This is a genomic window from Pseudomonas sp. BBP2017, assembly GCF_003024385.1.
In the GTDB taxonomy this organism is placed as follows: domain Bacteria; phylum Pseudomonadota; class Gammaproteobacteria; order Pseudomonadales; family Pseudomonadaceae; genus Aquipseudomonas.
In genome coordinates this window covers 23952-37690 of record NZ_PVZN01000017.1, presented here as the reverse complement: position 1 = coordinate 37690, position 13739 = coordinate 23952, and the positions used below count along the sequence as shown (strand labels likewise).

General features: G+C 62.0%; 15 protein-coding genes. 9 read left to right on the top strand and 6 right to left on the bottom strand.

Annotated features, from left to right (window positions below; all coding sequences use genetic code 11):
• Positions 1 to 20: 20 nt before the first annotated feature.
• Together C6382_RS19130 and C6382_RS19125 are read right to left on the bottom strand one after the other, a co-directional pair.
• Positions 21 to 1400 carry a sensor histidine kinase gene (locus tag C6382_RS19130; protein ID WP_256589146.1) on the bottom strand — a complete coding sequence of 460 codons (1380 nt, stop codon included), beginning with the start codon at positions 1398 to 1400 and terminating at the stop codon, positions 21 to 23.
• The gene (locus C6382_RS19125; RefSeq protein WP_107025919.1) at positions 1372 to 2088 is read right to left on the bottom strand and encodes a response regulator transcription factor; all 717 of its coding nucleotides are present in this window, start codon (positions 2086 to 2088) and stop codon (positions 1372 to 1374) included. The genes C6382_RS19130 and C6382_RS19125 overlap by 29 nt, the downstream gene beginning before the upstream one ends.
• A gap of 217 nt (positions 2089 to 2305) precedes the next feature.
• Between C6382_RS19125 and C6382_RS19120 the strand changes: the two genes are divergently transcribed.
• The 4 genes from C6382_RS19120 to C6382_RS19105 all read left to right on the top strand — a co-directional run bounded on the left by C6382_RS19120 (position 2306) and on the right by C6382_RS19105 (position 6980).
• Positions 2306 to 5056, top strand: a complete 2751-nt coding sequence (locus C6382_RS19120) for a response regulator (protein WP_107025918.1) — start codon at positions 2306 to 2308, stop codon at positions 5054 to 5056.
• Positions 5057 to 5120: 64 nt separating this feature from the next.
• Positions 5121 to 6110, top strand: a complete 990-nt coding sequence (locus tag C6382_RS19115; RefSeq protein WP_107025917.1) for a 2-hydroxyacid dehydrogenase — start codon at positions 5121 to 5123, stop codon at positions 6108 to 6110.
• 31 nt (positions 6111 to 6141) lie between these two features.
• Positions 6142 to 6579: a hypothetical protein gene (locus C6382_RS19110; protein ID WP_107025916.1), complete on the top strand. Its 438-nt coding sequence runs from the start codon at positions 6142 to 6144 to the stop codon at positions 6577 to 6579.
• Positions 6576 to 6980, top strand: a complete 405-nt coding sequence (locus C6382_RS19105) for an META domain-containing protein (RefSeq protein WP_371919634.1) — start codon at positions 6576 to 6578, stop codon at positions 6978 to 6980. Before C6382_RS19110 ends, C6382_RS19105 begins: the two co-directional genes overlap by 4 nt.
• 52 nt (positions 6981 to 7032) lie before the next feature.
• On the opposite strand, the gene C6382_RS19100 is transcribed toward C6382_RS19105, so the two are convergent.
• Entirely contained in the window at positions 7033 to 7497 is a 465-nt protein-coding gene (locus C6382_RS19100; protein ID WP_107025914.1) for a TlpA disulfide reductase family protein, read from the bottom strand.
• A gap of 86 nt (positions 7498 to 7583) precedes the next feature.
• On the opposite strand from C6382_RS19100, the gene arsC reads away from it, so the two are divergent.
• The 3 genes from arsC to C6382_RS19085 are packed head-to-tail and all read left to right on the top strand — an operon-like array spanning position 7584 to position 8942.
• A complete protein-coding gene (arsC, locus tag C6382_RS19095; protein ID WP_107025913.1) occupies positions 7584 to 7937 on the top strand; it encodes an arsenate reductase (glutaredoxin) in 354 nt (117 codons plus the stop codon).
• Positions 7934 to 8539: an NAD(P)H:quinone oxidoreductase gene (gene wrbA / locus C6382_RS19090; protein ID WP_038608072.1), complete on the top strand. Its 606-nt coding sequence runs from the start codon at positions 7934 to 7936 to the stop codon at positions 8537 to 8539. The genes arsC and wrbA overlap by 4 nt, the downstream gene beginning before the upstream one ends.
• Complete coding sequence (locus C6382_RS19085; RefSeq protein ID WP_038608069.1) at positions 8532 to 8942, top strand: DUF2069 domain-containing protein; 411 nt, start codon at positions 8532 to 8534, stop codon at positions 8940 to 8942. Before wrbA ends, C6382_RS19085 begins: the two co-directional genes overlap by 8 nt.
• A gap of 77 nt (positions 8943 to 9019) precedes the next feature.
• Here the strand turns inward: C6382_RS19085 and C6382_RS19080 are convergent, their stop codons facing one another.
• Together C6382_RS19080 and ttcA are read right to left on the bottom strand one after the other, a co-directional pair.
• Positions 9020 to 9691 carry a DNA-3-methyladenine glycosylase I gene (locus C6382_RS19080; RefSeq protein WP_107025912.1) on the bottom strand — a complete coding sequence of 224 codons (672 nt, stop codon included), beginning with the start codon at positions 9689 to 9691 and terminating at the stop codon, positions 9020 to 9022.
• A gap of 5 nt (positions 9692 to 9696) precedes the next feature.
• Positions 9697 to 10521: a tRNA 2-thiocytidine(32) synthetase TtcA gene (gene ttcA, locus C6382_RS19075; protein ID WP_107025911.1), complete on the bottom strand. Its 825-nt coding sequence runs from the start codon at positions 10519 to 10521 to the stop codon at positions 9697 to 9699.
• A 271-nt stretch (positions 10522 to 10792) separates the two neighbouring features.
• Between ttcA and C6382_RS19070 the strand changes: the two genes are divergently transcribed.
• Together C6382_RS19070 and C6382_RS19065 are read left to right on the top strand one after the other, a co-directional pair.
• Positions 10793 to 11392, top strand: coding sequence for a Yip1 family protein (locus C6382_RS19070; protein ID WP_045187434.1), 600 nt, complete (start codon positions 10793 to 10795; stop codon positions 11390 to 11392).
• Positions 11393 to 11530: 138 nt separating this feature from the next.
• On the top strand, positions 11531 to 12025 hold the full coding sequence (locus tag C6382_RS19065; RefSeq protein WP_107025910.1) for a SprT family zinc-dependent metalloprotease: 495 nt from the start codon (positions 11531 to 11533) through the stop codon (positions 12023 to 12025).
• A gap of 117 nt (positions 12026 to 12142) precedes the next feature.
• Here the strand turns inward: C6382_RS19065 and C6382_RS19060 are convergent, their stop codons facing one another.
• A complete protein-coding gene (locus tag C6382_RS19060; RefSeq protein WP_107025909.1) occupies positions 12143 to 13465 on the bottom strand; it encodes a dicarboxylate/amino acid:cation symporter in 1323 nt (440 codons plus the stop codon).
• Positions 13466 to 13739: the final 274 nt, after the last annotated feature.

The following is a 13739-nucleotide window of genomic DNA, read 5'->3' as shown; positions in this document are numbered from 1 at the left end:
GTAGGTGTTATACCGGCCAGTTATAACCCGGTGGGAGCGGGTAACAGAATATTCAGCCGCAACCCCTGCCCGGTGTTCTGCGCCCACAGGCGTCCGCCCTGGCGCACGATGGCATTGCGGGCGATGCTCAGGCCGAGGCCGAAACCACCATCCCCCGGACGTGAGCCGTCCAGCCGGGTAAACGGCGCGAAGATCCGCTCAAGCTCGGCTTGCGCCACGCCGCCACCTTGATCCTCCAGCCACAACAGCCAGTGATCGCCCTGACGACAGCCGTCCAGACGAATCACGCCGCTGGCCGGCGAATGACGGATGGCGTTGCGCAGAATGTTCTCCAGCGCCTGAGCCACGCTGTTCAGGTTGCCCTGGATCCAGCAGGAGGCGTCCAGCGCGCAATGCAGTTGTGTCGACGGCCAGGTGCTTTCAAAACAGGCATCTTCGGCAAGCATGTCCCACAGTGCCTGGACCTGGATCGGCTCCTTGCTCGGCGGCGCCCGCTCGGTGTCGAGCCAGGCCAGCTGCAAGGCATCCTCGACCAGACGTTGCATGCAGTCGATTTCGCGCCCCAGACGTTCGCGCAGCTGGCCGGCGTCAGCGTCCCCTTCGCAGGCTACGCGCAAACGGCTCAGAGGCGTGCGCAACTCATGGGACAGGTCACGCAGCAACTGTTGCTGCAAGGCCACGGTACCTTGCAGTCGTTCAGCCATGTCATCGAAAGCTCGCCCCAGTTCGCCCAGCTCATCATGGCGGCTGGTGGTGCTGCTGGCGACCCGCGCCGACAGCTGATCCGCCCGCCAGGCATTGGCCTGCTCGCGCAGCTGGATCAGCGGCATGATCAACATGCGGTACAGCCCGATGCACAGCAACAAGGTGAACAGCCCCGGGATCACACCGTTGGTCATGAACTGCCAGAACAGGCGGTAGCGACCAGGCATCAGGCGCTCTGGCAACTCAATCACCAGCAGCCCCTGCTCCGGGTGCTCGACAAACGGTACGCGCATCCAGGGCAAGCCAATCACCCGGCGACTGACCGGCCAGTCGATGCCGCGCAGGAAAGTGATCTTGCGACTTTGCTCAGGTGTCAGAGGCGTGCTGCTCAGCGACTGCAAGTCGGGCCCCAGCACATTCACCCAAGTACCTTCGTTGCTGGCCATGCTGGCCAGCCAGGCATCGACTCCGGCCTGCCCGCCCTGCGCCCAGGCACGTTCAGCCTGTGCGGCATAGTCGGTCAAGGTGATTCGGGCCTGATCGGAGAGATAGGCGTTCTGGGTTTCCATGTGCCGGCCCCAGCTCCAGCTCAGGCCGATCATCAACAGACAGAAACCGACCAGCAGGATCGCTAGCTTCCAGAACAATGAGTGACGATTGGGCACCTCAGCTGACCTCAGCGGCACTGAGCACATACCCCTTGCCCCACACCGTGCGCAGTTCACGCTCCTGGTAACCGATGGTCTTGAGCTTGCGCCGGATCTGACTGACATGCATGTCCAGGCTGCGGTCATGACGGGCATAGCCACGCTGCAGAACCTGCTGATAAAGGAAGGCCTTGCTCAGCACTTCTTCATGGCTGCGGTGCAAAATATCGAGCAGACGGTACTCGCTCAGGGTCAGCCCTGCCCAGCACCCGCCACAGCAGACATCGCAGGCCTGCTCGTCGAACTGCAGGGTACCGACCTGCTGCACAGGCGCTTCCTGGCGGCGGCGTTCCAGTGCCACACGGCGCAGGATCGCCTCGATACGAACCTTCAACTCGGCCATGCTGAACGGTTTGGGCAGGTAGTCATCGGCACCACGCTGAAAACCACTGATGCGATCAGCCTCGGCGCCCAGGGCAGACATCATGATCACCGGCGTCGAGCTGCTTTCACGCAGCTTCGCCAGCACATCCAGGCCGTTCAGCCCCGGTAGCAGGATGTCCATCAGGACCACATCGAAACGCGACCCGCGCGCAGCCTCCAAGCCATCGCGACCATTCTTGCACCAGGTGACCTTGAAGCCGCCACGTTGCAGTTCTTCGTGCAGGTGGGCGCCCAGGACCGGGTCGTCCTCGATGGCAAGCAGGGTGGATTCGCTAATAGCTACGGGATTCATTGACGGGTGCTAGTAATTCTCAGTCGCGTGATTATTGAGTAATTGCCTGGCGCAGGCAACCCGCAACTGCTCGCCACTGCGGCCCCAAGAATTCCGCCTACGTCAAAAGTAGATACAAATGAGTGCATTGCGCGAGAAGGCGCGGTACTTTTCCGACTTGGTCCGTCGGCTAGCACCGACGGCGGCTTACAGCACATGCCAGGCACAGGAGAGTTTCGTGCTGAATCGACTGGGAATCCGCAGCCGCGTGTTGCTGCTGGCTTTGTTGCCCGCCGGCTTGATGGCGTTAGTGCTGGGCAGCTATTTCACTTGGCTGCAGCAGAGCGAACTGCAAACCCAATTGCTGCAGCGCGGCAAGATGGTTGCCGAGCACCTGGCGCCCCTGGTGGCACCAACCCTGGTCCGTCACGACCCGGCCCAACTGGAGCGCATCGCCGCCCAAGCCCTGGAACAGGCGGATGTACGTGCCGTAGCGTTTCTCGGCCCGGATCGTGACAACCTTGCCCATGCCGGCCCGAGCATGCTCAACCAGGCACCTGCCGGCGGCGGTACCGCATTGCTCCAGCGTACCGGTAGCGACGCCACCCGTTACCTGCTACCGGTGTTCGGCCACCATCGCGACCTGACAGGCGAGCGCATCCCCGGCGAAGCCGACCGACTGCTGGGCTGGGTGGACATCGAGTTGTCCCACGATGGCACCCTGTTGCGCGGCTACCGCAGCCTGTTCACCAGCCTGCTGCTGATATTCTGCGGCCTGGTCGCCACTGCGCTGCTGGCCTTGCGCATGAGTCGCACGATCAATGACCCCATCGGCCAGATCAAGCACGCCGTGACCCAACTCAAGGACGGCAACCTGGAAGAGCGCCTGCCGGTCATGGGCAGTTATGAGATGGATGAGCTGGCTGCCGGTATCAACCGCATGGCCGAAACCCTGCACAACGCCCATGAAGAGTTACAGCACAGCATCGACCAAGCGACCGAAGACGTACGCCAGAACCTGGAAACCATCGAGATCCAGAACATCGAACTGGATATGGCGCGCAAGGAGGCCCTGGAGGCCAGCCGGATCAAGTCCGAGTTCCTCGCCAACATGAGCCACGAGATCCGTACGCCACTCAATGGCATTCTCGGCTTTACCCACCTATTGCAAAAAAGCGAGCTGACCCCGCGCCAGCTCGATTACCTCGGCACCATCGAAAAGTCCGCCAGCAGCCTGCTCGGGATCATTAACGAGATCCTCGACTTCTCCAAGATCGAGGCCGGCAAGCTGGTGCTCGACAGCATTCCGTTCAACCTGCGCGACCTGATCCAGGACACCCTGACCATCCTCGCCCCCGCCGCCCATGCCAAGCAGCTGGAGCTGGTCAGCCTGGTCTATCGCGACACACCGCTGTCGCTGGTCGGCGACCCGCTGCGCCTAAAGCAGATCCTTACCAACCTGGTCAGCAATGCCATCAAATTCACCCGTGAAGGCACCATCGTTACCCGGGCCATGCTCGAAGAAGAGCATGAGGACAGCGTTCAACTGCGAATTTGCGTGCAGGACACCGGCATCGGCCTGTCGAACCAGGATGTCCGGGCACTGTTTCAGGCCTTCAGCCAGGCTGACAACTCGTTATCGCGCCAACCAGGCGGTACCGGGCTGGGACTGGTGATTTCCAAGCGGCTGATCGAGCAGATGGGTGGTGAAATCGGGGTCGACAGCACCCCGGGCGAAGGCTCGCAGTTCTGGGTCAGCCTGCGCCTGCCCAAGGCCCGTGACGACGCTGAGGACCTGCCGCTGCAATCCTTGGTGGAGCGCCGGGTGGCGATCGTCGACGCCCATGAACTGGCGCGCCAGGCGCTGGAGCATCAACTGGAAGATTGCGGCCTGCGCGTCAGCACCTTCAATTCGATCGATCCGTTGCTGCATGCGGTGGCTGCGGCGCGCATGGCAGGAGAACCGTTCACCCTGGCCGTCATGGGGGTTAACCTCGATAGCGTTTCGCCGGAACGCCTGGGCCAGTACATTCAGCAATTGCAACGCCTGGACTGCCAGGCGCTGGTGTTGTGCCCGACCACCGAACAGGCGCTATACCACCCTTACCTGCCCAACGCCCATAGCCAGTTGCAAGCCAAACCGGCCTGCACGCGCAAGTTGCGCCGGGCCTTGCTGGAGCTGGTTCAACCCCGGCGCAGCAGCGAGGCCAAGGTCAGTAGCGACCGGCCGTTACCCAAAGTGCTGTGTGTCGACGACAACCCCGCCAACCTGTTGCTGGTGCAGACTTTGCTCGATGACATGGGTGCCGACGTATTGGCCGTCGACAGTGGCTATGCCGCCGTCCAGGCCGTGCAAAATGAGCATTTCGACCTGGTGCTGATGGACGTGCAGATGCCAGGCATGGACGGTCGCGAGTGCACCGAACAGATCCGCCAGTGGGAAACCAGCCAGGGCGGCGCGCCGCTGCCGATCGTCGCCCTCACCGCCCATGCCATGGCCAATGAAAAGCGCGCCCTGTTGCACAGCGGTATGGACGATTACCTGACCAAACCGATCAGCGAGCGCCAGCTGGCCCAGGTGGTGCTCAAGTGGACCGGCCTGAACCTGAGTGCGCCGCACAACGAACGTGCGCCGCAACGCATGGCCGAAAGCAGCGAACTCAAGGTCCTTGATCCGGAAGAAGGCTTGCGCCTGGCGGCGGGCAAACCTGACCTGGCCGCCGACATGCTGGCCATGCTCCTGGCATCGCTGGAGGCCGACCGCGAGGCGATTCGCGCCGCCCGCGAGGCTGCCGACCGCAACGGTATGATCGAGCGCGTGCATCGCCTCAATGGCGCTTCACGCTACTGTGGCGTACCGCAGTTGCGCGCCGCCTGCCAGCGCAGTGAAACCCTGCTCAAACAGAATGACCCTGAAGCGCCGCGAGCCCTGGACGAACTGGACCGGGCCATCATCCGCCTCAGCGCCCAGGCGCGCCTGAGCGCCTGACCTGAAGCAAGGTGATGGGCAGCCGCCGCGGTTAAACTCCCCGCAATCGACTCAGGAAGATCCCATGCGCGTACTGTTTTTCAGCAGCCAAACCTACGATCAGGACAGCTTCAGCAACACCCCGGCGAGCCACGGGCTGGAACTGCACTTCCAGGCGGCACGCCTGAGCGAAGGCACCGCCCCTCTGGCCAGCGGCCATGAAGTGGTCTGCGCCTTCATCAACGACGACCTCAGTGCCCCGGTGCTCAAGCGCCTTGCCGCAGGCGGTACGCGCCTGATCGCCCTGCGCTCGGCCGGCTACAACCATGTTGACCTGACGGCGGCAAAACAGTTGGGCCTAGCCGTGGTGCGCGTACCGGCCTATTCGCCACATGCCGTGGCCGAACACGCGGTGGCGCTGATCCTGGCCCTGAACCGCCGCCTGCACCGGGCTTATAACCGTACCCGCGAAGGCAACTTCAGCCTGCACGGGCTGACCGGCTTTGACCTTCACGGCAAAACCGTCGGGGTGGTCGGCACCGGCCAGATCGGCACCGCCTTCGCCCGCATCATGGCCGGCTTCGGCTGCCAACTGCTGGCTTACGACCCGCATCCCAATCCCGAGCTGCTGGCCCTGGGTGCCCGATACCTGGAACTGCCAGCGCTGCTACGCCAGGCCCAGATCATCAGCCTGCACTGCCCGTTGACCGAACAGACCCGCCACTTGATCAACTCACAGAGCCTGGCGCAGTTGCAGCCGGGCGCCATGCTGATCAATACCGGTCGCGGCGCCCTGATCGACACCCCGGCGCTGATCGAGGCCCTGAAAGATGGCCAATTGGGTTATCTGGGCCTGGATGTCTACGAAGAAGAAGCCCAGCTGTTCTTCGAAGACCGCTCCGACCTGCCGCTGCAGGATGACGTACTGGCCCGCCTGCTGACCTTCCCCAACGTTATCGTCACCGCCCACCAGGCCTTCCTCACCCATGAGGCGCTGGCGGCCATTGCCGCGACGACGCTGGACAACATTACCCGCTGGGCGGCAGGCAATCCGCAAAACTTGGTCGAGGGTTGATGCTAGGATACGCGGCAGATTTGGAGGACCCATGGTCGAACACGATTTCCGCTACAACCTGTTTAACCCGCAACACACCCTGATCGAATGCCGCGCCCTGGTGCCAGGCCGCTATCAAGTGACCGGCAACGGCGGCTCGATCCAGAAGCAGGATGTCCTGCTGGTGACCCTCAAGGGCAGCAAGGATTTGTCCATGCGCCTGACCGTGGAAACCGTACGCCACCTGATCAACCCGACCGGTCAATGGGTCGCGGTGGCCAGCGGCCCGGTGTTCGGTGAGCTGGCGATCCACACCTGGGAAGTCAATTGCGACAGCTGCCAGGCCAACCTGAGCTTCGAGTTCGCGGTGGACGCCAAACTGGGCAAGAAAGCCCTGCAGCCTGCCGCTACCGCGCGCATTGCCGAGCTTGGCTGGAGCAGCCGTGGCGACAAGCACCTGTGCCCGAAATGCAAGGAGGCGGCCCAGTGAAAACCCTGTTGCTCTCAGCCCTGATCGGCTCGGCCCTGCTGGGTTGTGCCGCCGAGCCGATGAAGCTGGAACAGGAGCGCAGCTACCTGCTGGAATGGATCGGTGAGCGTCCATTGATGGACTACAGCCACCTGACCCTGACCCTGGCAGCCGACGGCCGCGCCTATGGCAATGGCGGTTGCAACCACTGGTTTGCGCCTTACCAGCTCGACGGCGACAAACTCACCTTCGGTAAAGTCGGCAGCACCCGCAAATTGTGCGCGCCGGCTTTGATGGAGCAGGAAAAGCGTTTTCTCCAGGCTCTGGAAACGGTCCAGCGCTGGGATATCTCGCCAATCGAGCAGGTACGCTTCTGGCCTGCCGAGGGCAAGCCGCTGCGTTTCTGGCCTGAAGAAGGCTGAACGGCATCGCGGTGCGACGACTCGACTTGCACCGCGATGAATCCCCCTCAGATCAAGCGCCCTTGAGCGCCTTGATCTTCGCGTTCAAACCCTCAAGCGTCTGCTCCCCCATCAACTGCTCACGCACCTTGCCCTTGTCATCGATGATGTAAGTCACCGGCAAGGCTTCACTGCGCGGAAGCTCGTAGCGCTCGGCCGGGTCCTCGGCCAGCACGGTGAAACCGATACCCAACGCCTCACTGGCTTGTTTCAGCTCTTCACCTTGCAGGCCATCGAAATTCACGCCTAGCACCTTCACCCCTTGTGCCTGCCATTGCTTGGCCGCGGCATTGAGTTCCGGGATTTCGGTCCGGCACGGGCCGCACCATTCGGCCCAGTAGTTGAGCACCAGCCAGTGCCCGTCGATCTGCTCGGCTTTCACGGTCTGGCCGTTCTGGTCCAGGCCATAATCTGCACCGCAACCGCCGAGCAACAGGCTCGCGGTGATGGCCAGTGCTGCTGCCAAACGCCTTGTCATGGGTCAATCCTTCTCGAAGATTCAAGCAAAATGCAAAGTCGCTGCGGTTAGAATAGCTGCCACACCCTGCTGGATGCGACCCGAACATGACTGACCTGACCCTCTATCACAATCCACGCTGCTCCAAATCCCGCAGCGCGCTGGAACTGCTCGAAGCCCGTGGCCTGGCGCCGACCGTGGTGCGTTACCTGGAAACCCCGCCAGATGCCGCTACCCTCAGCGCCCTGCTCGGCAAGCTGGGCATCGGTGCGCGCCAACTGCTGCGCAGCGGTGAAGACGAATACAAAGACCTCAACCTGGCCGACCCGGCCCTGAGCGATGCACAACTGATCGACGCCATGGTCAAGCACCCGAAGCTGATCGAGCGCCCGATTCTGGTGGTCGGTGAAAAAGCCGTGATCGGTCGCCCGCCAGAGAAGGTGCTGGAGATCCTGCCGTGAGCGCGCCTTACATCCTGATCCTGTTCTACAGCCGTCACGGCTCGACCAGCGAAATGGCCCGGCAGATTGCCCGCGGTGTCGAGATGGCCGGCCTGGAAGCTCGGATCCGCACGGTCCCGGCGATTTCCACCGAGTGCGAAGCGGTGGCCCCGGATATCCCGGAAACCGGTGCGCTGTACGCCACCCTGGACGATCTGCGCCATTGCTCGGGCCTGGCCCTGGGCAGCCCGACGCGTTTCGGCAACATGGCCGCGCCGCTCAAGTACTTCATCGATGGCACCAGCAGCCTGTGGCTCAGCGGTGGCCTGGTGGGCAAACCGGCTGCAGCCTTCACCTCCACCGCCAGTCTGCATGGCGGCCAGGAGTCGACCCTGCTGTCGATGCTGCTGCCGTTGATGCACCACGGCATGCTGATCATGGGCCTGCCCTACAGCGAGTCGGCGCTGCTGGAAACCCGCGGTGGCGGCACGCCCTATGGCGCCAGCCATCACGCCGGGGCTGACGGCAAGCGCGACCTGGATGCCGACGAAATCGCCCTGTGCCGCGCCCTGGGGCAACGCCTGGCGACCACCGCCAAACTGCTGGAGAACGGCCGTGGCTAAAAAGCCCAAGGTGCTGCCTTCGATCGACTGGCTGACGCCGCGCCTGCGCCTGGCCCGGGCATTGAGCCTGGCGAGCTTTTTCGGCCTGATTGCGCTGCTGACAATCAACAACCTGCTGTTCGCCGACCTGCATGGCGCTCGCACCGGAGTGATCCTCGCGGTCGAGCTGGTGCCGCTGGCGCTGTTGCTGCCGGGAATGTTGCTGGGCAACGCACGCGCGCATGCCTGGACCTGCTTCGTGGTCAATCTGTACTTCATCAAAGGGGTACTGGCCGCGTTCGACCCGGCACGGGCGCTGTTCGGCTGGCTGGAAGTGGCGATCAGCCTGGCGCTGTTCGTCAGTGCCTTGCTGTATGTGCGCTGGCGCTTTCAGTATGACCGGCGGTTGGCCGGGGAAGGCTGATACTCATCGCGGGGCAAGCCCGCTCCCACAGGGCTGGTGATGGCTTCTGTGGGAGCGGGCTTGCCCCGCGATGTACCTCAATGATTGACCGTGTGCGCCAGCATCACCGACAGCTGGCACAGCGGCCGGCCGCTTTCGGCATGCCACTGGTTGAACGCCGCCTGCACCAGCGCCAGGTCGCGCTGGCTGGTCGGCGGCTTGTCGATGATGTCCTGGGCGATCAGCGCCGCACTCATGTCATCGGTGGGGATGAAGGTGTCCTTGCCGACCATGCGCAGGAAGCGCGGCGCCGACAACCCGCCCAACTGGTTGCCATGCTTGGCCAGGTACTTCCACAGGCCAACGATATCGGTCACCGGCCAGTCAGCGATCAGGGCCCCGAAGCTACCCTGCTCCTTTTCAACATCGAGGATCATCTGCGCATTGCGCGGCACACTCTTGAGCTTGCCCAGGTGACGGATGATCCGCGTGTCCTGCATCAGCCGCTCGAGGTGCTCGGCGCCCATCAGCACGACCTTGTGCGGGTCGAAGCCGAAGAACACCTCCTCAAAGGCCGGCCACTTGGCATCCACCAGACTGTGCTTGAGCCCAGCGCGAAAAACCCGCAAGGCCAGGGTCGACAGGTAACGGTCGGTGCTGATCGCGCGCAACTGTTCGGCGGTTTTCGCCTGGGGCAGGTGCGCTTCCAGCGCTGCGACAGAGCCGAAGCGGTTCAGGCAGTACTCATGCAGCCATTGATAGTCGCGCATGCCGGTCAGATGTTCAGCACATCGAGAAAACGTGGCGGTGCAGTGTCGTCGATCTTGAGATTAACGAAGTCGAACAGGTTGCGGTCGGCCAGCTGCGACGGCACCACGTTCTGCAGGCCGCGGAAGATGCTCTCGGTACGGCCCGGGGTTTTACGTTCCCACTCCACCAGCATGTCCTTGACCACCTGACGCTGCAGGTTTTCCTGCGAGCCGCAGAGGTTGCACGGAATGATCGGGAACGCTTTCAGGTCCGAGTAGGCCTGGATGTCCTTCTCGCTGCAGTAGGCCAGCGGGCGGATCACCACATTACGGCCATCATCGGCGCGCAACTTCGGCGGCATGGCCTTGAGGGTGCCGTTGAAGAACATGTTGAGAAAGAAGGTCTCGACGATGTCGTCGCGGTGGTGTCCCAGGGCCATCTTGGTCGCGCCGATTTCGTCGGCGAAGGTGTACAGGGTGCCGCGACGCAGGCGCGAGCACAGCGAGCAGGTGGTCTTGCCTTCCGGGACCAGCTCTTTGACCACCGAGTAGGTGTCTTTCTCGACGATGTGGTACTCGACGCCCAGGCTCTTGAGGTAGGCCGGCAGCACGTGCTCAGGGAAGCCTGGTTGCTTCTGGTCCATGTTCACCGCGACGATCTCGAACTTGATCGGCGCCACTTTCTGCAGGTACAGCAGAACATCGAGCATGGTGTAGCTGTCTTTGCCGCCGGACAGGCAGACCATGACCTTGTCACCGTCTTCGATCATGTTGAAGTCGGTGATGGCTTCGCCAGCGAGACGACGCAGGCGTTTTTGCAGTTTGTTCTGGTTGACCGAAAGGGTGCCCATAGCGCTTGGAATCCGCGAGGTGTGACAAAAGCGGCATATTTTACGCACAAACCGCCGCCAGGCGTAGGCCAATCCGATAAAGACTGCAAGGTGATTAGCCGCCACGCTGACAGCGCGATTTGCTCTAAAAAGCCGGCTTTAAGCAGCTAACTCCTTCCTATACTGCGACATAAGGCCACAGCAAAGGTGACCTCGATCCACTGGCCCCTATCACTTGGGGTCGCAAGCGCTCCTCTGGGGGGCGATGGCAACAACGGAAGGAGTGACTGGCATGATCCATCACGTTCTGGGGCTGTTTACCCATCCTGACCAAGAATGGAAAGAAATCCGTGGCGAGGAAGAAAGCATCAGCCACATGTACCTGACCCATACCCTGATACTGGCGGCGATCCCTGCCGTCTCAGCGTTTATCGGCACAACCCAGGTCGGCTGGGTGATCGGCGATCGCGCCCCGGTCATGCTGACCCAGGAAAGCGCGCTCTGGATGACCATCATGTCGTACCTGGCCATGCTCGCCGGGGTCGCGGTGATGGGCGCGTTCATTCACTGGATGGCGCGTACCTACGACGCCAACCCGAGCATGGCCCGCTGCATCGCGTTTGCCACCTACACCGCTACGCCGCTGTTCGTTGGCGGCCTGGCGGCGCTGTACCCCCACCTGTGGCTGGGGATGATCGTCGGCACGGCAGCCGTGTGCTACACGGTCTATCTGCTCTATGTCGGCCTGCCGACCTTCATGAACATACCTTCGGATGAAGGCTTCCTGTTCTCGAGTTCGGTACTGGCGGTCGGCCTGGTGGTGCTGGTAGCCATCATGGCCTTCACCGTGATTGTCTGGGGACTAGGCGTGGGGCCTGTCTATACCAACTAGAGTCATCCATAAGAAACAGCAACATAGGTGCAGTAACCTTCAGGCCGCCGCAAGGCGGCCTGAAGCTGTGTGCAGACAGGTGGCTCGGCAGCGCTGCAGTGGTTGCGGCATAATTGTCGGCCAGGAGTGTTTCCCGATATGCCCGAGCTGCTCAAATCCCGCGTCGAAACCTGTTATCAGCAAGCCGAAAGCTTTTTCAAACGCCCCTTCACTCGCCCCGAAGTCAGCTTCAAGCTGCGTGGGCAGAAGGCCGGTGTCGCCCACCTGCATGAAAACCTGCTGCGCTTCAACCTGCAGCTGTATCGCGAAAACAGCAAAGACTTCCTCAAACAGACGGTAGCCCATGAGGTCGCTCATCTGGTGGCCCACCAACTGTTTGGCGACCGCATCCAGCCGCATGGCGAGGAGTGGCAGCTGATCATGCGCGGGGTTTATGAACTGCCGCCTAACCGTTGCCATAACTATGAAGTCAAACGCCGTACGGTAACCCGCTATATCTATCGCTGCCCGTGTGCCGGCAGCGACTTCCCGTTCTCGGCCCAGCGCCACAGCCTGGTGCGCCAGGGGCGGCGGTATCTGTGTCGGCGCTGCCGGCATACCTTGGTGTATAGCGGCGAGACGCGGGTGGAGTAGTAAGAGCATCGCGGGGCAAGCCGGCGCCCACAGACATCCTCTGTGGGAACGGACTTGCCCCGCGAAATACACAAAAAAACCCATCCGAAGATGGGTTTTTCATGGGTTGCCTGTAACTTAGCGAGCAGGACCTTCAGCCACACCCAGATCATCCATCGGGCGGGTATCGATCAGCGGCGCACCACCGGAAGCCAGCTCGGCCTGCAGTTTGTCTTCGTCCAGCTCATTGACCCACTTGGCAACTACCACGGTCGCCACAGCGTTACCGATCAGGTTGGTCAGGGCGCGGGCTTCGGACATGAAGCGGTCGATCCCGAGGATCAGCGCCAGGCCGGCAACCGGCAGATGGCCAACGGCGGACAGGGTCGCAGCCAGAACGATGAAGCCCGAACCGGTCACGCCGGCAGCACCTTTGGAGGCAACCAGCAGCACCAGCAGCAAAGTGATCTGGTGGGTAATGTCCATGGTGGTGTCGGTAGCCTGGGCAATGAACACCGCGGCCATGGTCAGGTAGATCGAAGTACCGTCGAGGTTGAACGAGTAGCCGGTCGGGATCACCAGGCCTACGACGGATTTTTTCGCGCCCAGGCGCTCCATCTTGGCCAGCATGCGTGGCAGGGCCGACTCCGAAGACGAGGTACCCAGCACGATCATCAGCTCTTCACGGATGTAGCGAATCAGCTTGAGGACGCTGAAACCGTGAGCGCGGGCGATACCCCCCAGGACCACGACGATGAACAGCACACAGGTGACATAGAAGCAGGCCATCAGGTAGCCCAGCTGCACCAGCGAACCCACGCCGTACTGGCCGATGGTGAAGGCCATGGCACCGAAGGCACCGACCGGCGCCAGCTTCATGATCATGTTGATGATGTTGAACATGACATGGGCGAAACGGTCGATCAGGTCCAGCAGCGGCTTGCCGTAGGCACCCAGGCGATGCAGGGCGAAACCGAAGATCACCGAGAACATCAGCACTTGCAGGATATCGCCGTTGGCGAAGGCGCCGACTACGGTGTTAGGGATGATGTTGAGCAGGAAGCCGACCGTGGTCTGCTGCGCGCCGGCGGCGGCATAAGCGGCCACGCTGCTGGCGTTCAGGGTGCTGACGTCGATATGCATGCCGGCGCCAGGCTTGACCACGTTAACCACCACCAGGCCAATGATCAGGGCGATGGTCGAGACGATTTCGAAATAGAGCAGCGCGTAGCCACCGGTCTTGCCCACCGACTTCATGCTTTGCATGCCAGCGATACCGCTGACCACAGTGCAGAAGATGATCGGGGCAATGACCATTTTGATCAGTTTGACGAACCCGTCACCCAGCGGTTTCAGGGCAACGCCGGTCTCAGGGTAGAAGTGGCCCAGCAGGATACCGATGGTGATCGCTACTAACACCTGGATATACAGCGATTTGTACAGTGGCTGACGCGTCGTCATGGCTAATTCCTCAAGGGTATCGCGCTCATCCTTCCCAGGATGCGAGCGGTACCTAAAGCGCGAACCCTCCTGCACTGGAGGGATTTGTTGTGTCGAGCTGCCTGGCAGAACTCTGTCAGGTCAGTAGCAAGCCCGATGCCAAAATGCGCTTTATCGGTGCAAGCCCCGTGTTTACTGGGGTTCGTCGCACAAAGAGGCGGCAAAAATGCCGAGCGGACTGGCGGATTTCCGCCCGACATCTTTTGCAAAAGGATAACGATGGCGGTAATCCGCC